Origin of the sequence: Methylobacterium sp. 1030 (assembly GCF_040544715.1) — a bacterium.
Taxonomy (GTDB): domain Bacteria; phylum Pseudomonadota; class Alphaproteobacteria; order Rhizobiales; family Beijerinckiaceae; genus Methylobacterium.
This window is the reverse complement of sequence record NZ_JBEPKM010000021.1, coordinates 73668-93711: the sequence shown is the minus strand read 5'-3', so window position 1 is coordinate 93711 and position 20044 is coordinate 73668. Positions and strand designations below refer to the sequence as shown.

Genomic DNA, 20044 nt, shown 5'->3' with positions numbered 1-20044 from the left:
CTCGGCTAGGACAGCGGGGCGCGCAGCCCTCCGGGTGCCTGCGGCGAGCCCGGGGGGACCATGGCGGCCAAGGATGAAGCGACGTGGCGGGTCGGCGTCCTGTTCTCCCGCAGCGGGGTGAGCGGCATCACCGAGACCGAGCACTTCCTCGGCACCGCCCTGGCGATCGAGGAGATCAACCGGGCGGGCGGCGTGCTCGGGCGCCCGATCGAGCCCGTCTGCTACGACCCCGCCGGCGACAACGACGCCTACCGCACCCTGGCCCGGCGGATGCTCGCCGAGGACGGGGTCGAGGTGGTGTTCGGCTGCTCGCTCTCGGCGAGCCGGAAGTCGGTCATGTCCACCGTGGAGCGGCACAACGGCCTGCTCTGGTACCCGTCGATCTACGAGGGCTTCGAGTACTCGGAGAACATCATCTACACCGGCGCGACCCTCAACCAGAACGTCTTCGCCCTGGCCGACTACCTGATGCAGGAGCACGGGCCGCGGATCTTCCTGATCGGCTCCGACTACATCTACCCGCGGGAATCGAACCGGGTCATGCGCGACCTGATCGAGGCGAAGGGCGGGACCATCGTGGGCGAGCTGTACGCGGCCCTCGACGCGGACGACGCGGCCCACGCCGCCATGATCGCGGCGATCCGCGACGCCGCTCCGGACGCGGTCTTCTCCACGGTGGTGGGGCGCGGCGCCGAGCGGCTCTACCGCGCCTACGCCGCGTCCGGCATCGACCGCGCCCGCTGCCCGATCGCCAGCCTCACCCTGGCGGAGGGCCAGATCCGCGCGATCGGCCCCGAGCACTGCACCGGCCACGTCCTCGCGGCGCCGTATTTCGGCGCGCTGCCCGGCGAGGAGAACCGGCGCTTCGTCGCCGCCTTCCAGGCCCGGTTCGGGCCTGAGCGCCCCACCAGCATGTGGTCGGAGACCGCCTACGCGCAGGTCCACCTCTTCGCCCGGGCGCTCGCGGAGGCCGGCACCCTCGACGCCGAGCGCCTCGGCGCGGCGGCCCTGCGGCAGCGCCTCGCGGCGCCGGAGGGCGAACTCGCCTTCGACGGCGAGACGCGCCACATCTGGCTCACCCCCGGCATCGGGGTCGCCCGCGCGGACGGGCAGTTCGACGTCGTCTGGCGGGCGCGGCGGCCGGTGCGGCCCGACCCGTACCTCGCGTGGTCCCGGTTCGAGACGAACTGGCTGGAGGAGGGGCTCGCCGCGTGACCGCCCCCGCCCGCAAGATCCTGGACGACCTGCGGCGCGCCCGCGCCCTCGTCATCCATCCCCGGGACGAGGAGGCCGCCGCTTTGCTGGAGCAGCTCCGCCGCCTCGGCTGCGCGGTCTCCCTGGCGTGGCCGCCGCCCGCCGCCCTGCCGGCCGACATCGACACGCTGTTCATCCAGCTCGACGACGCCCAGGTGATGCACCTGCTGCCGTCGATCGAGGCGATCGAGCCGGCGGTCATCGCCATCGTGGCCTACGAGAGCCCGACCTCGCTGAAGGCGATCGCGGACGTCAACGCCCACGGCGTGCTCAACAAGCCGCTCCACCCGCGGGGCGTGCTCACCCAGTTCGCCCTGGCCCGCTACCGGCGCGGTTACGAGGGCCGGCTCACCAGCAAGATCAACCGGCTGGAGGAGACCATGAAGGGCCGCCGCACCGTCGAGAAGGCGGTCCGGCTGCTCGTGGACCTGAACCGGATCGACGAGGACGCCGCCTACAAGATGCTCCGGGACCGGGCCACCGCCGCCCGTGTGCCGATGGCGAGCGTGGCCGAGAGCGTGGTCTCCGCCCACGAGGCGATGAGCGGACTCGGCCTGCGCATCGCGTTGGCGGAAAAGACTTGATCGCAGCAGCCTGCCGCATTTATGGTCTTGCGGTCTGTTTCGGGGTGCGTATCGTAGTCTAACCGGGCAAGGTTGCCCCGCAGCAGCAGTGCTGCACGACATCACGGCTTTGAAGCCTCTGGTTCGCGGATGATCTGTCTCCGCGCCCAGGGGCTTTTTGCGTTTCGGAGCTCTCATGGTCCAGGCGAACGATCCCGCGCGCCCGCCGATACGGGTGTCGTGCATCCAGTTCGAGCCGGAATTCGGCGCGGTCGACGCGAACATGGCGCGCGCGTCGGACCTCGTCCGCGCGGCCGCCGCCGAGGGCGGCCGGCTGATCGTGCTGCCGGAACTCGCGAGCACCGGCTACGTGTTCGAATCCGCCGCGGAGGCCGCCGCGCTGGCCGAGCCGGTGCCGGACGGCCCGACCACCCGCGCCTGGGCGGCGCTCGCCGCGGAGCTCGGCGTGCACATCGTGGCGGGCATCGCCGAGTCCGCCGGCGAGACCCTCTACAACGCCGCCGTGATCGTCGGGCCGGAGGGCTACATCGGCACCTACCGTAAGGCGCATCTCTGGGATCAGGAGAACGTGTTCTTCGCCAGGGGCGATCTCGGCTTCCCGGTCTTCGACACCGCGCTCGGGAAGGTCGGCGTCGCCATCTGCTACGACGGCTGGTTCCCCGAGACCTTCCGGCAGCTGGCGCTCGCCGGCGCCGAGATCGTCTGCATCCCGACCAACTGGGTGCCGATGCCCGACCAGCCCGACGGTGAGGCCGCCATGGCCAACACCCTGCACCGGGCCGCCGCGCACTCGAACGGCATCTTCATCGCCTGCGCCGACCGGGTCGGAATCGAGCGCGGCCAGCCCTTCGAGGGGCAGAGCCTGATCATCGGCCCCAAGGGCTGGCCGCTCGCCGGCCCGGCGAGCCGCGACCGGACCGAGACCGTCTCGGCGCTGGTCGACCTCGACGCGGCCGGGCGCAAGGACCTCAACGCGTTCAACTCGCTCCTGCGCGACCGCCGCGCCGACATCTACGGCTGAGCCCGCTTCGCACCGTCGTCATCCAAGGAGTTCGTTCATGGTGAAATGGTCCCTCGTCGGCGCCGCCGCGCTCGCCCTCGCCGCCGCGCAGGCCGCCACGGCCGCGCAGGCCGCCGACGGCAAGCCGATCGTCATCGGCATCCCGATCGGCCTGTCGGGCGCCAACAGCGTCGTCGCCCCCTCGGTGGTGCAGTCGGCCGAGCTCGCCGTGGAGGAGATCAACGCCAAGGGCGGCGTCCTCGGCCGCAAGCTCGTCCTAGAGGTGGCCGACGACGCCTCGGGGGCGGCCGGCGCCCAGAAGGCCTTCGACAGCCTGATCTACCAGAAGAAGGTCGACGTCCTGATCTCGATGGAGACGAGCGCGGCCCGCAACGCCGGCCTGCCCGCCGTCACCAAGGGGAAGGTGCCGTACATCTACACCTCGTTCTACGAGGGCCATTCCTGCAACAAGAACATGTTCGTGGACGCCTGGGTGCCGGAGCAGCAGGTGCCGCCGGTGGTGGACGCCTTCAAGGCGAAGGGCGCCAAGACCTACTTCCTGATCGGCAGCGACTACGCCTTCGGCCGCGGCATGCTGGGCTTCGCCAAGAGCTACGTCGAGAAGACCGGCGGCAAGGTGGTCGGCGAGGAGTACCTGCCGATGGACGGCAGCGACTGGACGGCGATCATCTCCAAGCTGAAGGAGGCCAAGCCCGACGCGCTGATCACCTCGACGGCGGGCGGCGCGCCGAACGTGACGCTGACCAAGCAGCTGCGCGGCGCGGGCGTGTCGCTGCCCTTCGCCAACCTCGCGCTGGACGAGGGCACCGCCAAGAGCATGGGCGCGGACGCTGAGGGCGTCTACCTCTCGGCCTCCTACGTCACCGGGATCGACAGCCCGGAGAACAAGGCGTTCCTGGCGGCGATGCAGAAGAAGTTCGGCGCGGAGCTGCGCACGCCGAACGACCTCTCGGTGCCGGAATACGAGGCGATCTACCTCTACAAGGCCGCCGTCGAGAAGGCGGGCGGGACCGAGACCGCCAAGGTGCTGGAGGCGCTCCCGACCGTGAGCTTCACCGGGCCGCGGGGCACGATCACCATGAGCAAGCAGCACCACGCGCCGCTGACCATGTATCTCGGCCAGATCCAGAAGGACGGCACCGTGAAGGTCGCCGGCACCTTCAAGGACGTCGATCCCGGCGAGCAGTGCCCGAAGCTGCAGTGAGGGGCGGGGCACGAGGCCTCGCCCGGGCGGGCGACGATATCCACCCGTCTCGCGCCGACGTCGATGACGGAGCGCCACGTGCCCCCGCTCCCGTGCGGGAGAGGGTTGGGGTGAGGGATTAGACGCTCCAGGATCGAGTGCGCCGTCGTCGCGCTGTCTCGGACGAGACTTCTCCGGAGAGGTCACACCCCTCACCCTGTCCCTCTCCCGCACGGGAGAGGGGACCCGCGCCCGGTCCGGAAGCCGCGGTGCCGTGGTCGATACGTGACTCGGCAAGCCCGCAGAGGGGGAGGGGACCGTCGTCACCCGCCAAATCCCTCCCTCAGCCCGCGACGACACGCGCACCCGGAATCCCCGATGCTGCTCACCCTCGACATCCTGACCACGGCGGCGATCCTGTTCATCGTCGCGATCGGCCTCCTGGCGATCTTCGGCGTGCTCAAGATCATCAACTTCGCCCACGGGGCGTGGCTGACGGTCGGCGCCTACTGCGCGGTGGTGACCGCCAGGCTCGGGCTCAATCCGTGGCTCGCCCTGCCGCTCGCCTTCGTCGTCGGCGCGGCGCTCGGCGGGCTCGCCGAGCACTTCATCATCCGCCCGCTCTACCGGCGGCCGCTGGACGCGATTCTCGCCACCTGGGGGCTCGGCATCGTGGTCGGGCAGCTCATCACCCTGGCCTTCGGCCGGGACGTCCAGCTCACCCCGAACCTCTACGCCGGCACCGTCGCGTTCCTCGGCGTCGACTACTCGGCCTACCGCCTCGTGGCGCTCGGCATCGCGCTGGCGATCGGCACGCTGTTCGCGCTCACCATCGAGCGGACACGGCTCGGCCTCTCGGCCCGGGCGGTGATCATGAACGAGACCCTGGCGCGCAGCCTCGGCATCGACACGGGCCGGGTGCGCCTCGTCGTGTTCATGCTCGGCGCCGGCTTCGCGGGCCTCGCCGGCGTCCTGCTCACGCCGCTCACCAGCGTCGATCCGAACATGGGCGTCTCCTGGCTGATCGGCGCCTTCATGCTGGTGATGGTCGCCGACGCCTCGTACCTGGCGCTCGCGGCGGCCTGCCTGGTCTTCGGGGCCGCGCAGGTCCTGATCAGCACCTTCGTGAGCCCGATCCTGGGCAGCATCGCCGTCGCGGTGCTCGCCGCCCTCGTGCTGCGGATCAGCCCGAAAGGTTTCTCCCGTGCTTGAGACCCTGCCCGTCGCCGAGCGTGCCGCCGCGGCGCCCCGCGGACGCCGCCTGTCCCGCGCCGCGCCCTTCGTGGTCGCGGGCCTGGCGGCGCTGGCCCTCTGGATCGCGCCGCTCGTCCTCGACACCTTCGCGGTCAACGTCCTGACCCGCTCGATGATCTACGCGGTGCTGGCCGTCACGGTGGACCTGCTCTGGGGCTTCGCGGGGATCCTGACCTTCGGCCAGGCGGCGTTCTTCGGCATCGGCGCCTACGCCACCGCGATGATCCTCGCCGCCTACGGGGCGACGCCGCTCGGGATCGCCGCGGCCATCGCGGCGGCGCTCGTCGCGCCGGCCCTGCTCGGCCTCGCGGTCGGCTGGCTGTCCTTCTACCACCGCTCGACCCCGCTCTACGCCTCGGTGATCTCGCTCGTCGTCCCGATCGTCGTCGTGCAGCTCATCTACGCGGGCGGGGAATGGACCGGCTCCAGCAGCGGCCTCGTCGGCTTCGACGTGCTGCCCTTCGAGACCGAGGGCTATTTCCGCCTCGCGGCCCTGTTCCTGATCGCCGTCACGCTGGCGGCCTGGATCCTGGTCCGGGCCGATGCCGGCCGTGCCCTCGTGGCGCTCCGGGACAACGAGGCGCGCTGCGCCTATCTCGGCCTCAACCCGCGGCGCCTGCAGATCCGGCTCACCGCGTCCCTCGCCGCGGTGGCGGGGCTCGCGGGCTTCCTGTTCGCCAACGCCTCGGGCGTGGTCGCGCCCGAGAATGCCGGCTTCCTGTTCGGCACCGAGCTGGTCATCTGGGTGGCGCTCGGCGGCCGCGGCACGCTGCTCGGCCCGGTGCTCGGCACCGTCGCGATCGACTACCTCGCGGCGAATCTCTCGGGCGACCTGCCGTTCCTCTGGCAGCTCCTCCTGGGCTCGGCCTTCGTGGTCATCATCATCCTGCTGCCGGGCGGCCTCGCCGACCTCGTCGGCCGCCTCTGGCGGGCGCTGCCGGTGGGCCGGCGGCAGCCGGCGCCGCCGCGCCTCGTCGCGCGGGCGGCCGGGACCGAGGCGGCCGGGCCGGAGGTGACCGGCACCGAGGCGACCGGGACCCCGATCCTCAAGGTCGAGAACCTCGCTAAGGCCTACGGCGCCCTGACGGTGCTGGAGGGCATCGACCTCGAGATCCGGGCGGGCGAGCTCGTCAGCCTCGTCGGGCCCAACGGCGCCGGCAAGACCACGCTGATGCGCTGCCTCAGCGACGGCACCGAGCCGTTCAAGGGCGCGATCGCCGTCGGCGGCACGCCGATCACCGGGCTGACGCCGAACCGGATCGTCGGCCTCGGCGTCGGGCGCAAGTTCCAGGTGGCGAGCGTGTTCGAGAGCCTGTCGGTGGCCGACTGCCTCCGCCTCGCCCGGGCGTCCCACGACGGCCTGAGCCCGGTCGGGCGGGCCGAGACGCTGGGCCTGCCGCAGCCCGCCCTCGACGTCCTGCGCATGACCGGCCTCGACCGCCAGCTGACGCAGCCGTCGCGCCTCCTGTCCCACGGCCAGAAGCAGGCGCTGGAGCTCGCCATGGTGGTGGCGCTGGAGCCGCGGCTGATCCTGCTCGACGAGCCCACCGCGGGCCTGACCAAGGCCGAGCGCACCACCATCGGGACCGTCCTCAAGGCGCTCACCGCCGAGGGCCGGATCGCCGCCGTGCTGGTCGAGCACGACCTCGATTTCGTGCGCGAGATCTCGTCGCGGATCGTGGTGCTGCACCAGGGCCGGCTGGTCCTGGACGGCACGGTCGAGGACGTCGTGGGCTCCGAACTGGTCCGGACCATCTACTCGGGAGGCGCCCATGGGTGAGGCAGCACGGCGGGCAGCACGGCAGATCGCGCCGGCGGGGGCCGCCCTCGCCCTCGACGGGGTGTCGAGCGGCTACGGCGCCGTCGCCATCGTGCGGGACGTGTCCCTCTCGGTCGGGCCGGGGGAGATCGTGGCGCTGCTGGGCAAGAACGGCATGGGCAAGACCACGCTGCTCAAGACCGTCCTGGGCATGGTGGCCCTGCGCGGCGGCGCCATCACGGTCGGGGGCCAGGCGCTCGCCGGCCTCACGCCGGCCAAGCTCAACGCGCTCGGCGTCGGCTACGCGCCGCAGGAGCAGCCCCTGTTCCAGGACCTGTCGATCCGCGACAACCTGCGCCTCGCGGTGCCCTCCGACCGGATGCTGCCGGAGGCGCTGGAGCGGCTGTTCGGCCATTTCCCGTTCCTGAAGGACCGGCTGGCCCAGCGGGCCGGCACCCTCTCGGGCGGCGAGCAGAAGATGCTGATCCTCGGGCGCGCCCTGATGCTGCGCCCGCGCCTCCTGCTGATCGACGAGATCTCCGAGGGCGTGCAGCCCTCCATGGTCGAGCGCCTGCGCGGCGTGCTCCAGGCCGAGCGGGCCGCGGGCGTGTCCATGCTGGTGGTGGAGCAGCACGTCGCCTTCGCGCTGGCGCTCGCCGATCGCTACGCCGTCCTCAAGCTCGGCGAGATCGTCGACAGCGGTCCGGCGCAGGCGCCGGACGCGCGGGCACGCGTCATCGACCATCTGGCGGTGTGAGGTCGACCCGGATCCGCCACCGTCATCGCGAGCGCAGCGAAGCGACCCAGGGTCGCGCCACGCTCCCGGACGGGGCGCTGCTGGATTGCTTCGCTGCGCTCGCAAAGACGGCGGTGGATCGGGAGCAGGGAGGAGGAAGCCGTAAGCGCATGAGAGAACTCAACACCTTCTCGATCGCCGCCCGCTGCCCGCGGACCGGCCAGCTCGGCGTCGCGGTGGCGAGCGCCGTCCCGGCGGTGGGCGGCCTGTGCCCGTTCCTCAGGGCCGGGATCGGGGCCGTCACCACCCAGTCCTGGGTGAACCCCTACCTCGCCGCCCGCATCCTCGACGGGCTGGCCGGCGGGCAGGATCCCGACGCCGCGCTGGCGGCGGCCCTCGCCACCGACGACCGTCCGGACCTGCGCCAGCTCGGCCTCGTCGACGGGCAGGGGCGGGCCGCCGCCTGGACCGGCGCCGGATGCACGCCGGCGGCCGGCCACCGCACCGGGCCCGGCTACGCGGTCCAGGGCAACATGCTCGCCGGGCCGGGCGTGGTCGACGCCATGGCGGCGGCCTTCGAGGGGAGCGCCGCCCAGGATCTCGACGAGCGGCTGATGCGCAGCCTGGAGGCCGGCGACGCGGCCGGCGGCGACCGGCGCGGCAAGCAGTCGGCGGCGCTCAAGATCGTCGCCGGCGAGGATTACCCGCACCTCGACCTGCGGGTCGACGAGCACGCCGAGCCCGTCGCCGAGCTGCGCCGGGTTCTCCTGGTCGCCCGCCGTCAGCTCGTGCCGTTCGTGGCCGGCATGCCCCGGAAGGACGGCCCGGCCGGCGCCCTGCCGGACGACGTCGTGGCGATGCTGCTCAGGCCTCCCGCCGAGCGGCCGGGCGCCGCCGGGGATGCAGCCCCCGACCTGCTGCGCGACGTCGTCGGCCTGCGCCAGGAGCCCCAGCGGGTCGCCCACCTGCTGGCGCAGTTCGCGCCGGTGCTCGCCGAGATCGCGCGGCTGCGCGACCTCGACCTCGCGGACATCCACCCGCCGGTCGTGTTCGATCCGACGCTCCCCTACCGCCGGGTGCCCCATGACGACCGCCGCGACTGACGCCCTCTGGCAAGCCCCGATCACCGAGCTCGCGCGGCGGATCGCGGCGCGGGAGCTGTCGAGCGCCGAGCTCGTCGGCGCCAGCCTCGACCGGATCGCGCGCCTCGACGGCGCCCTGAACAGCGTCGTCCACCTCTCGCCCGCGGCCCTCGACGCCGCGCGCGCGGCCGATGCCGAGATCGCCCGGACGGGGCCGCGCGGCCCGCTCCACGGCATCCCGATCGCCGTCAAGGACAACTACACCACCGCCGACATGCCGACCCGGGCCGGCACGGCTGTGGAGGCCCTGACCTTCCCGGCGGCCGACAGCCACGCCGTGGCGCGGCTGCGGGCGGCCGGCGCGGTGATCCTCGGCAAGACGCGGATGCACGAATTCGCCTGGGGCATGGTCACGCCGCCGACCCGCAACCCCTGGGACCCCGACCGGGTGCCCGGCGGCTCCAGCGGCGGCTCGGGCGCGGCGGTCGCGGGCCGCCTCTGCCCGGCCGCGCTCGGCTCGGACACGGGCGGCTCGATCCGGATCCCGGCCGCCCTGTGCGGGATCGTCGGGCTCAAGCCGACCTACGGCCGGGTCGGCCGGTCGGGGATCGTGCCGCATTCCTGGTCCCTCGACCATGCCGGGCCGCTGACCCTGACGGTGGCCGATGCCGCCCTGATGCTGCAGGCGCTCGCCGGCCCGGATGCCGGCGATCCCGCGGCCAGCGCGGCGCCGGTCCCCGACTACACGGCCGGGCTCGACCGGCCGATCCGGGGCCTGCGGGTCGCGGTGATCCGCAACCACTTCTTCGACGCAATCGACGACGACGTCGCCGCCGCCGTCGAGGCGGCGCTCCGCTTCCTCGAAGACCGGGGCTGCGCGGTGCGCGACGTCGCGGTGCCGTCCCTGCGCCACGGCCTCGGCGCCATCTACGCCATCGAGCTCGCCTCCTCGACCGCCTACCACGACCGCAGCCTCGCCCGGGGCCACGTGGCGGGCTTCGCCGCCGACGTCCGCGACCTCGTGGAGATGGGCCGGCTCGTGACCGGGCCGGACTACCTGCGGGCCGAGCAGGTGCGGGCCCTGATCATGGACGAGATGGCCGCCGTCCTGGCCGAGGCCGACGTGATCGTCGGCCCGGCCTCGCCGCTGACCGCGTGGCGGACGGACGAGTCGGCGGTGACGCTCGGCGGGCGCGCGGAGAGCGTGCTGGCGGCCTCCTGGCGCCTGACCTACCCGTTCAACCTCGCGGGCCTGCCCGCCATCGCGCTGCCCTGCGGCTTCGACCGGCGCGGCCTGCCGATCAGCCTCCAGATCGCCGCCCGGCCCTTCGCCGAGGCCGAGATCCTGCGCGTCGCCCACCAGTACGAGCGGGCGCACGCGTGGTGCTCCCGGGTGCCGCCCCTGGCCGGCTGAGGCGTCGCTCCCGTCCCGAACAGCTAAGCGGGACCGGGGCGGTCGATTGTACACAACCAATACCGTGCCGCATCGCGAATATCCGCGTGATCTACCGATCAATGCGCGTGGAACCCTTTCTCCGCCGCTGCCGTTGCTGGCTTCGATTGAAGTCAGGAGGCCAACCATGCGGACCATCATTCTCTCGGGCGCCCTGTTCGCGGCCCTGTGCGGCGCGGCGAGCGCCGAGGAGACCACCGTCATCCGCCGCGACGGGCCCGCCGTCGTCGACCACCGCGACACCGTCGTCGAGAAGCGCGAGGTCACCACCGGCAGCGTCGATTGCGGTTCGAAGACCGTCCACAAGGAGGACGGCATGGGCAACTCCAAGACCGTCCACAAGGAAGGCTGCAACTGATCCTCGGCGGACAGCCGCGCCCTGACGACCCTGGAGATCTCAGCATGACCAACAAGCTTCTTCTGTCGCTGGCGACGGCCGGCCTCCTCGCCCTCCCGGCGGCCGCCCAGGCGCAGGGCACCCTGCGGGGCGCGGCCGAGGGTGCGGCGGTCGGCGCCGACGCGGCCGGTCCGGTCGGCGGCATCGTCGGCGGCGCGGTCGGCGCGGCGACCGGCACGGTCGGCGGCATCCTGGGCGTCGACGACCGCCCGCGGTTCCGCAGCTACGTCCGCGAGCGCGGCGCGCGCTCCTACAGCTGGGGCGGCCCGGTCCAGGTCGGCACCGTGCTGCCGGAGGACAGCGTCACCTACTACGACGTGCCCACCGAGTACCGGGTGCGTCCGGGCTACCGCTACACCATCGTGAACGACCAGCCCGTCCTGGTCGATCGCGGCCACCGCATCGTCGAAGTCATCGACTGAGGGGGGCGGGGCGCCGGTTCGTCCGGCGCCCTCCGGCATCGTGACTCCTCCCGAACCCGCGGTGAAGGATCGGGAGACCTCGCCGTCTTTGCGAGCGCAGCGAAGCAATCCAGGGTCGCGCAGCATCGGCAAGCGTGGCGCCGACTTGATTGCTTCGCTGCGCTCGCAAGGACGGCCGACGCACGGATATCCCTGAGCGCGCGTCAGCCCCGCAGGAGTGCCGCCTCGGGCAGATGCAGCGTGATCCGGTACTCGGCGGCGTCGTGGCTGCGCGTCACGGTCGCTTCGAGCTGGCGCAGGGACATCTCCACCAGCATCGTCCCGAAACCTCGTCCGGGCCTCGGCTCCGGGACACGGGCCATCCGCTCGCACCAGTCCAGGACGAGTCCCGCCTCCTGCCGGTCCCAGGTGACCGACAGCGCGCCGTCGTCGGCCCCGAGCGCGCCGTACTTCACCGAGTTCGTCGCCCACTCGTGCAGGATCATCGCCAGCGACGACACGTGCCGCCAGTTGATCGCCACGAGGGGGCCCTCGATCACCGTGGGGACGTGGTCGCGGTACGGGCGCAGGGTCGCGCCGATCAGGCCCGCGAGATCGCTCATGCCCTGGCCGTCGGACGGGTCGGCCAGGGAATGCGCCCGCCCGAGGGCCGAGATGCGGTCGCGCATGTCGGTGGCGAAGACGCCGATCTCCCGGTGCGTGCGGGCGCCCGCCGAGATCATGCCGCCGATGATCGCGAACAGGTTCTTCACCCGGTGGTTCATCTCCCGCAGCATCAGGTCGCGGGTCTCGGCGAGCGCGTATTCGGGCGACACGTCGATGCAGACGCCGACGATCCGCTTCCGGTCGCCGCTCCGGGTCAGGCGCCCGTAACTGCGGATGTGCCGCGGCGCGTGGTCGGCGGCGCGCACGCGGATGCGCGCCTCGAACTCGTTTAGCCCGTGCGCCGCCTCGGACAGCGCCGCCTCGAAGCCGGGACGGTCCTCGGGCAGCACGCTGGCCGCCAGGGACGCGGTGGGGTGCGGGGTGTCGGGAGCGAGGCCGAACATCGTGCCGGCGATGCTGTCGACCACGACGGTCCCGGCATCCGGGCTGTATTCCCAGACGCCGATGCCCCCGGCCTTCACGGCCAGTTCCAGCCGCTCGCGCTCCGCGGCGAGCTGGCGCTCCAGCGACAGCGCCTCGGTGATGTCGGTGAGCACCAGGGTGGCGCCGTCGACGCTGCCGTTCTGCAGGCGGTAGGGCAGCACCCGCAGCGAGAGCGTGCGCTCCCCGTCCCGGGTGGCGACGCGCCGCTGGATCACCGAGCCGCCGGCGCAGACCTCCTGGGCGTCGTGCAGGTACTCGTGCCCGGCGAGCCGGCTCGACACGTCGGCGAGGGGGCGGCCGCGATCGCCCGGCTGCAGCGGGAAGATCGTGGTGGCCGACGTGGTGAAGCTGCGCACCTTCAGCTCGCGGTCGAGCACCACGACGGCGAGGTCGGTGGATTCGAAGAAATTGCGCAGGTCGGCATTGGCGATGGTGAGCTGCTCGACCTTGGTCTTCAGCTCGTCGTTGACCGTGGACAGCTCCTCGTTCGTCGACTGGAGCTCCTCGTTCATCGACATCATTTCTTCGTTGGAGCTCTTCAGCTCCTCGTTCGTCGTCTCCAGCTCCTCGACCGCCGAGCGCAGCTTGTAGCGGGTGCGCAGCAGCTCCTCTTCCAGCGCCTCGACGTGGTCGCCGCCGGCATCCATCTCGATCAGGTCGAGGTTGTCCGCCGCCCGGAAGGCGCCGGTGTCGCGCAGGACCAGGAGCATCGAGCCGTCGGGCAGGGGATCGCAGATCAGCTCCACCGGCTGGACGCCGTATTCCGAGCGGATCTCCACGTCGCGGACGACCACGCGCTTGCGCGCGTCGCGGGTCTGGCGGAGCAGCGGGCCGATGACGTCGCGCAGGCCCGGGCGCGCCAGGGTGATGGCGCTGGTGCCGCCGGTCCGGGTCACCGGGAAGTCGAAGTAGCGGCTCAGGCGCCCGTAGGCGGCGATGATGCCGCCGTCCTCGTTGAGCACCATGCTGGGCGGGGCGTAGCGCTCCATGACGCGGCGCACCGCCACGGTCTCGTCGGCGATCGAGGGCTCGCCGCGCCGCTCCTCGCGCCCGCCGCGCCGGGCCTCGCCCCGGCGGGCGCTCCCCGGCAGGTCGATCGGGTATTGCGGCGCGCCCGGCGGCCGCTCGAACAGGCGGGCGTGCTGGTCGATGACCGGGAACAGGTGCTCGAAGCGGCTGACGCTCTCCGAGGGGCCGAGGAACAGGTAGCCCCCCGGCCGGACCGCGTAGTGGAACAGCGGCACCACCGATTGCTGGAGGCGCTCGTCGAAGTAGATCAGCAGGTTGCGGCAGGACAGGAGGTCGACCCGCGAGAAGGGCGGGTCCTTGACCAGGCTGTGGCTGGAGAAGCGGATCAGGTCGCGGATCTCGGCCGCGACGGTGAAGCGCTCGGCGTGGAGGACGACGTAGCGCTCCCGCAGATGGGCCGGGATGTCGGCGAGCGCGGCGGCCGGGTAGGTCGCCTCCCGGGCGATCTGGAGCATGCGCTCGTCGATGTCGGTGGCGAAGATCTGGACCGCCGGCGGCAGGCCGAGGCGGCGGGCGGCGTCGGCGAACAGCATGGCGATGCTGTAGGCCTCCTCGCCGCTGGAGCAGCCCGGGATCCAGACCCGGATGTCCTCCTCGGGATCGCGGGTGCGCAGCAGGGGCTCCACCACGCGCTCCCGGAGGAGCTCGAACATCTCGGCGTCGCGGAAGAAGCGGGTGACGTTGATCAGGAGGTCGCGGAACAGCGCCTCGCACTCGGTCTTGTCGGCCCGGACGCGGCCGAGATAGGCCCGGCCGGACTCGAGCCCGAGGACGTGCATGCGCCGCTCGACCCGCCGGACCAGGGTGGTCCGCTTGTAGCCGGCGAAGTCGTGGCCCACCGCCGCGCGGATGACCCGGCAGAGGTCGTCGATGTGGTCGGCGACGAGGCGGGACTCGGCGTCGACGGCGTCGGTGCCGCGGCGGCGGAAGAAGGTGGTGAGGCAGTCGACGATCTCGCCCGGCGGCCGCACGAAGTCGACGAGGCTGGTCCCGACCGCCGAGAGCGGCATGCCGTCGTAGCGGGCGGTGTCGGGCTGCTGCACCACGCAGACGCCGCCGTGCTCCTTGATCGCCCGCAGGCCGGTCGTGCCGTCGGCCCCCGTGCCCGACAGGATCACGCAGGCGGCGTTGGCCTGCTGGTCGACCGCGAGCGACAGGAAGAAGTCGTCGATCGGCCGGCGCAGGCCCCGCGGCTGGACGAAGTGGGTGAGTTCGAGGACGCAGTTCTGGATGACGAGGCCCCGGCCGGGCGGGATGATGTAGACCTTGTCGCCCGCGATCCGCTCCCCGCCCTCGCACTGGAGCACCTCCAGCTCCGTCTGCCGGTCGAGGAGCTGCGCCAGCATGCTCTCGTGGTTGGGGTCGAGGTGCTGGACGATGACGAAGGCCATGCCGGTCGGCGGCCGGGCGCGCGCCAGCATCTCCCGCAGGGCCTCGAGCCCGCCCGCCGAGGCGCCGATGCCCACGACCGGCCCGGCGAAGGGCGGCGCCGTCACCGTGCCGGCGCCGTCCAGGACCTCCGAGGCCTCGCCTCCGGGGGCGTTAAGGAAATCCTGGTGCATCGAGATCCGCGAGCGTGAGCTTGGCCTGCGCGACCGTGGCGACCGTGTTGGCGATCGTCATCAGCGAGCCCTCGATGACGAGCCCACTCTCCGCAAGCGTCGGGGTCAGCCGGGACAGGGTCCGGCCCAGTTCTGCATCGTAGGCGGAAAGCAACTCGGGTTGCGAGCGGCTGACGTCGAATTGGGATGCGAAAAGGTAGCGCACCTCGCCCGAGAGCGCCTTCAGTTTGGACATGTACAGCAGGTTGACGAAGGGCTTCCCGTCCTTGCGGAAATTCACGATCGGCGTGCGCACCGTGTCCTGACGGTCGTTCTCCAGGAAGGCGTGGATCTTGGCCCGCGCCTCCCGGTTGTCGGCGTCGCGCTGGAGGAGGCGGCAATTGCGCCCGACGACCTCCGCGCCCGTGTAGCCGGTGAGCTGGTGGAACCGCTCGTTCACCAGGAGCAGGACGTTGTCGTCGCCCGCCGCGGCCAGCGCCAGGGCGATGTGGGATTTCTCGAAGAAGGTCGTGAGTTCGGCCGGGATGGTCTGCGTGTCCACGGTAGCTTCCCTGTCGCCTCCGTTCGGCGCGGCCCTGCCGGTCCGCTCCCGGGCCCGCCCGCCCGCCGGGCCCCGTGCCGAGGACGCCCGCGATGGTGCCCGCGAGGACGCCCTCATGGGCGCGCCGCCGCGGTATGGCAATGACGCCCGGGCCGGCGAACCCGTTCCGCACGTCCCTGCGACGCCGTGTGCCCCGGGGGCACCGCCCGCCCGGGGCCGTCCGGATCTCAGCCCTCGCCGCCGATGATGCCGCGGATGCGGGTCGCGAGCGCCTCCAGGGCGAAGGGCTTCGTCATCACCTGCATGCCGGGGCCGAGATGGCCGTGGTTGAGGGCGGCGTTCTCGGCGTAGCCGGTGATGAACAGGACCTTCAGGTCGGGCCGGTGCTGGCGGCCGGCATCGGCCATCTGGCGGCCGTTCATGCCGCCGGGCAGGCCGACATCGGTGATGAGCATGTCGACGCGCACGTCCGACTGGAGGACCTTCAGCCCCGAGGCGCCGTCCGCCGCCTCGATCGCCGCGTAGCCGAGATCCTCCAGCACCTCGGTGACCAGCATCCGCACGGTCGGCTCGTCGTCCACAACCAGGACCGTCTCGCCCTGCTCGGCGCGGGGCGCGTGGGCGAGGTCGGGCAGGATCACCTCGGCCTCCGCCTCGCCGAGATGGCGGGGCAGGTAGAGGCAGACCATCGTGCCCTGGCCGACCTCCGAGTAGATCCGGACCTGCCCGCCGGACTGCTTGGCGAAGCCGTAGATCATCGACAGGCCGAGGCCGGTGCCCTCGCCGATCGGCTTGGTGGTGAAGAACGGGTCGAAGGCCTTGGCGACCACGTCGGGGGTCATGCCGGTGCCGTTGTCCGAGACGCAGAGCGTCACGTACTGCCCCGGCTCCAGCTCGCGCTCCTGGGCGGCCCGGTGGTCGAGCCAGCGGTTGGCGGTCTCGATGACGATGCGCCCGCCCGCCGGCATCGCGTCCCGGGCGTTGATGCACAGGTTGAGCAGCGCGTTCTCGAGCTGGCTCGGATCGACCAGCGTCGGCCACAGGCCGCCGGCCCCGACCGACTCGATCGCCACCGCGGGGCCGACCGTGCGGCGCACGAGCTCCATCATGCCCTCGACCAGGCGGTTCGCGTCCGTCGGCTTCGGGTCGAGGGTCTGGCGGCGGGAGAAGGCCAGCAGGCGGTGGGTCAGGGCGGCGGCGCGCTTGGCCGCGCCCTGCGCCGCGCCGATGTAGCGGTCGAGGTCGCCGACCCGGCCCTGCAGCATCCGGGTCTGCATCAATTCCAGCGAGCCGACGATGCCGGCCAGCATGTTGTTGAAGTCGTGGGCGAGCCCGCCGGTGAGCTGGCCGACCGCCTCCATCTTCTGCGACTGGCGGAGGGCCTCCTCGGCGCGCATCAGCTCGGCCGTCCGCTCGGCGACCCGCTGCTCCAGGGTCTCGTTGAGGCTGCGCAGCGCCGCGGCGACGCGGTCCCGCTCGGCCTCGACGGCGCGGCGCTCGTCCACGTCGATCAGGACCCCGGGGAAGCTCAGGGGCGTGCCGTCGGGCGCGTGGTCGACGCGGCCGTTGGCCTCCAGCCAGTAGTAGCGCCCGTCCGCCCGGCGGACCCGGTACTGGTGCGCGTAGGCGCCGCCCCGGGCGACGGCCGCGTTGATGGCCGCGGCCAGCCCGGGCTGGTCGTCCGGATGCACGGTCGCGACGATCCGGGCGAGCGGGATGCCGTCCCGGCCCAGCGCCGGGTCGAGGCCGAAGCTGCGGGCGAAGCCCTCGTCGACCGTGAACCGGTCGCTCGGCAGGTCCCAGTGCCACGTGCCGATGATGGCGCCGGCCGCGAGGGCGAGCTGCACGCGCTCGATGTTGGTCCGGGCGAGCGCCTCGCTGGCGCGCAGGGCGTCCTCCGCCTGCCGGCGCGCGGTGATGTCCCGGAACAGCACCGAGACCTGGCGCCGGCTCGCCGGCCCGATCCGGGCGGCCGAGACGTCGATGAAGCGGTCGGCCTGGGCGAAGAAGCGCTCGAACCGGATCGGGACACCGGTGCGGAGCACGCCGCCGTAGAGCTCGAGCCAGGCCTCCGCGTCCTCGGCCGACACGAGGTCGCGCAGCGTCCGCCCGACGATGCCGGCGATGCCGGTGTGGCGCTCGTAGCCGGGATTGGCCTCGACGTGGACGTAGTCGCTCAGCGGGCCGTGCGGGCCGTCGAAGAACTCGATGATGCAGAAGCCGTCGTCGATGGCCTCGAACAGCGTCCGGTAGCGCTCCTCGCCGGCGCGCAGGGCGTCGCGGGCCTCGCGCTGCTCGGTGATGTCGCGCGCCACCCCGGAGAACCGCACCGGCCGCCCCGCGGCGTCGCGCTCGATCTCCCCCTGCCGGGCGATCCAGCGGATCTCGCCGGTATCCGGCCGCCGGATCCGGTAGGCGACGTCCCGCGGGGGGTCGCCGCGGCGCCGGCTCGCCGCCGTCGAGACGAGGGCCCGGTCCTCCGGCAGGATCAGCGCCTCGACCAGCTCGGCCGGGTAGGTGTCGCGCTCCGGCAGGCCGTAGAGCCGGCAGAATTGCGGGGTCGGGTGCAGGAGCCCGTCCGCGACCCCCACGGTGAACAGGCCGATCCCGCCCGCCTCCTGCGCCCGCAGCAGGCGCGCCTCGGCCTCCCGGAGGGCGAGGCCGGCCCCGGACAGGTCGGCGGGGGGCTGCGGGAGCGTCGGGGCGTCCGCCTCAGCGCCGGTGGCGGCCGCCCGCGCCCGGAGTCCGGCGGCCTCCGCCTCCAGCGCGCGGGCGCGCCGCAGGAGCGCCTCGGTCCCCGTCTCGTCCACGCTCAGCGCCCGTGCGTCGCGATGGACTCCCCCGCCAGCCGCGCGGGGCGGTCGGGGCGGATCGCCAAAATCGGGAGGGCGGGGGATACGGGCACGGGGCTGGCGCTGCGACAGAGGGGCGGGGCGTGGGCGCCTTCTGCCGGAAACGGACCTGGGACGCCACGGGACCGGACCATAACGCGCGGAAACCGCTAAGGCTGCGTCGGCCGGCCCGGCGGGCGACGGGGGCCGCCGGCTACGGCTCGGCGAGGCGGCAGGTGGCGCTGCTCGCGCGGGGCCAGCCGTAGTAGATCGTCTCGGCCTGCACGTCGGCGAGGCTCACGACCTCCGGCACCGAGGCCTGCTGCGTGTCGAGCACCGTCCCGCCGGCCCCCGTGAAGGTGCACAGCACGGTCACGTTCGTCGCGAGGTCCGGGCCGGTGTTGCGCAGGTTGACCATCGCCCGCTGCGGCTCGTGCGAGTCCGGCGGCGTGTGCAGCCGGGTCTCCCGCAGGACCAGGGCGGCGTCGGCCCGCGCCGGCGGGGCGAACGCGACGACCAGGCCGGCAGCCAGGAAGGCGCCGGCCCACCGCGACGACTGCATCCTGCGCATGGTCGGTCCATCCTCTCCTCGTGCCGGGCCTCGGTGCCGGATCCCGGTACAGGGTCCCGGGCCCGGCACCCGCCTCGATCCAACTTGTAACCCGGGTTCCGGGTTCGGCGTCAGCCGCCGCCCGCCCGACGCGAGGCCGCCCCTGGGACCGGGCCGATCCATCCTCAGTTGCGCAGCGGCTCGGCGTCGATCTGCATCCGGTAGATCGTCGTCGGGAACTTGACCGTCGAGGCCGCGCCGCCGCTCATCGCCGGTGTGCGGTTCATCTGCGCCGCCGGGATCCACAGGCCGCCCTGCTCGTCGATCCACATCGCGTCGACCCAGACGAGCCGCGGGTCCTGCACCAGCGTGCTCATCGTCCCGTCCGGCGCGATCTTGAGGATCCGCAGGCCGTCCGTGTCGCTCGCGTAGATGGTGCCGCCCGCGTCGATGGCGGTGCCGCCCGTCGCCACCGTGGCGGCGTGGAGCTTCACGTGCCGGGCGCGCTCGTCGTCGCTCACGGCCGCGTCGTCGAGGTACCGGGTCTCGATGCTGTAGAGCGGCCCGGTGCACGCTTGGTAGTAGAAGGTCTTGCCGTCCGGCGAGACTTCCAGCTGGTCGGCGTGGATGAAGAGCAGCTTGTCCTTGTCGTCCCGGAGCACGCGGCCCTGGCCGGTCAGCGGGCGCTGCGCGATCGTCGACCAGTGTCCGTCGAGCACCCGCCGGAGGCCGCCGGTCTCGCGGTCGAGGACGATCAGACCGGGCTGGCCGGCATCCGTCAGGTAGATGTGGCCGCCGTTGAACCGGAAATCGTCGATGAAGCTCTTCTCGGTGGTCGCCGCCTGCAGCGGGTAGACCCTGCGCACGGCGTTCGTGGCGAGGTCGATCTGCACGAGCTTCGGGCCGCCCGGCAGCGGCGCAGCGCCCATGCCGGGCGCGCCCTTGTCGACCACCCAGAGATCCCCGTCCGGCCCGATCCGGATGGCGTTGACCGCCACGAAGGCCTTGGCCGGGTCGTCACCCGTCTTCCAGGCGTTCCAGGCCGCGTCGGGGTACGGGACCGCCTTGCCGTCCCGCCACTCGCCGAGCTCGATCCCCTTGTCCTGGCTCTGCCGCTGGAACGGCGAGAACAGCCGGCCGTCCGCGGACCGGGTGATGCCGTTGAAGACGAGGTCGTTCGACTCCACCATCGGCTTCAGGGCGTCGGACCCGGCCGGCGCCTCGGCGGCGCGGCCGGGCGCGCCGAGGCCGGCGGCCAGCAGGAGGGCGAGGAGCGTGGCGCGCATGGTGGGTTCCC

16 protein-coding genes are annotated in these 20044 nt (G+C 72.7%); 11 read left to right on the top strand and 5 right to left on the bottom strand.

Annotated elements, in window-relative coordinates:
• The first annotated feature begins 60 nt into the window (after positions 1-60).
• The 11 genes from ABIC30_RS26120 (at position 61) to ABIC30_RS26070 (ending at position 11145) form a co-directional block, all read left to right on the top strand.
• The gene (locus ABIC30_RS26120) at positions 61-1215 is read left to right on the top strand and encodes a transporter substrate-binding domain-containing protein (protein WP_020096064.1); all 1155 of its coding nucleotides are present in this window, start codon (positions 61-63) and stop codon (positions 1213-1215) included.
• Positions 1212-1838, top strand: a complete 627-nt coding sequence (locus ABIC30_RS26115; protein ID WP_020096063.1) for an ANTAR domain-containing response regulator — start codon at positions 1212-1214, stop codon at positions 1836-1838. Before ABIC30_RS26120 ends, ABIC30_RS26115 begins: the two co-directional genes overlap by 4 nt.
• 175 nt (positions 1839-2013) lie before the next feature.
• Positions 2014-2859: a nitrilase family protein gene (locus tag ABIC30_RS26110; RefSeq protein ID WP_354456334.1), complete on the top strand. Its 846-nt coding sequence runs from the start codon at positions 2014-2016 to the stop codon at positions 2857-2859.
• Between the two features lie 37 nt (positions 2860-2896).
• Positions 2897-4063: a substrate-binding protein gene (locus tag ABIC30_RS26105; protein ID WP_020096061.1), complete on the top strand. Its 1167-nt coding sequence runs from the start codon at positions 2897-2899 to the stop codon at positions 4061-4063.
• A 357-nt stretch (positions 4064-4420) separates the two neighbouring features.
• The gene (locus tag ABIC30_RS26100) at positions 4421-5254 is read left to right on the top strand and encodes a branched-chain amino acid ABC transporter permease (protein WP_020096060.1); all 834 of its coding nucleotides are present in this window, start codon (positions 4421-4423) and stop codon (positions 5252-5254) included.
• The gene (locus tag ABIC30_RS26095) at positions 5247-7076 is read left to right on the top strand and encodes a branched-chain amino acid ABC transporter ATP-binding protein/permease (protein ID WP_020096059.1); all 1830 of its coding nucleotides are present in this window, start codon (positions 5247-5249) and stop codon (positions 7074-7076) included. Before ABIC30_RS26100 ends, ABIC30_RS26095 begins: the two co-directional genes overlap by 8 nt.
• Positions 7069-7812, top strand: a complete 744-nt coding sequence (locus ABIC30_RS26090; RefSeq protein ID WP_020096058.1) for an ABC transporter ATP-binding protein — start codon at positions 7069-7071, stop codon at positions 7810-7812. Before ABIC30_RS26095 ends, ABIC30_RS26090 begins: the two co-directional genes overlap by 8 nt.
• A 149-nt stretch (positions 7813-7961) precedes the next feature.
• A complete protein-coding gene (locus tag ABIC30_RS26085; RefSeq protein ID WP_020096057.1) occupies positions 7962-8894 on the top strand; it encodes a DUF1028 domain-containing protein in 933 nt (310 codons plus the stop codon).
• Positions 8875-10287, top strand: a complete 1413-nt coding sequence (locus ABIC30_RS26080; protein WP_020096056.1) for an amidase — start codon at positions 8875-8877, stop codon at positions 10285-10287. The genes ABIC30_RS26085 and ABIC30_RS26080 overlap by 20 nt, the downstream gene beginning before the upstream one ends.
• A gap of 166 nt (positions 10288-10453) precedes the next feature.
• On the top strand, positions 10454-10684 hold the full coding sequence (locus ABIC30_RS26075; RefSeq protein ID WP_020096055.1) for a hypothetical protein: 231 nt from the start codon (positions 10454-10456) through the stop codon (positions 10682-10684).
• 44 nt (positions 10685-10728) lie between these two features.
• On the top strand, positions 10729-11145 hold the full coding sequence (locus tag ABIC30_RS26070) for a DUF1236 domain-containing protein (RefSeq protein ID WP_354456331.1): 417 nt from the start codon (positions 10729-10731) through the stop codon (positions 11143-11145).
• A 203-nt stretch (positions 11146-11348) separates the two neighbouring features.
• On the opposite strand, the gene ABIC30_RS26065 is transcribed toward ABIC30_RS26070, so the two are convergent.
• The 5 genes from ABIC30_RS26065 to ABIC30_RS26045 form a co-directional block, all read right to left on the bottom strand.
• Positions 11349-14825 carry a CheR family methyltransferase gene (locus ABIC30_RS26065; protein WP_020096053.1) on the bottom strand — a complete coding sequence of 1159 codons (3477 nt, stop codon included), beginning with the start codon at positions 14823-14825 and terminating at the stop codon, positions 11349-11351.
• On the bottom strand, positions 14806-15366 hold the full coding sequence (locus ABIC30_RS26060; protein ID WP_020096052.1) for a PAS domain-containing protein: 561 nt from the start codon (positions 15364-15366) through the stop codon (positions 14806-14808). The genes ABIC30_RS26065 and ABIC30_RS26060 overlap by 20 nt, the downstream gene beginning before the upstream one ends.
• A gap of 227 nt (positions 15367-15593) precedes the next feature.
• A complete protein-coding gene (locus ABIC30_RS26055; protein WP_234081641.1) occupies positions 15594-18176 on the bottom strand; it encodes a PAS domain-containing protein in 2583 nt (860 codons plus the stop codon).
• 235 nt (positions 18177-18411) lie between these two features.
• On the bottom strand, positions 18412-18768 hold the full coding sequence (locus ABIC30_RS26050) for a hypothetical protein (RefSeq protein ID WP_026605381.1): 357 nt from the start codon (positions 18766-18768) through the stop codon (positions 18412-18414).
• 164 nt (positions 18769-18932) lie between these two features.
• Positions 18933-20033: an SMP-30/gluconolactonase/LRE family protein gene (locus tag ABIC30_RS26045; RefSeq protein ID WP_020096049.1), complete on the bottom strand. Its 1101-nt coding sequence runs from the start codon at positions 20031-20033 to the stop codon at positions 18933-18935.
• Positions 20034-20044 lie beyond the last annotated feature (11 nt).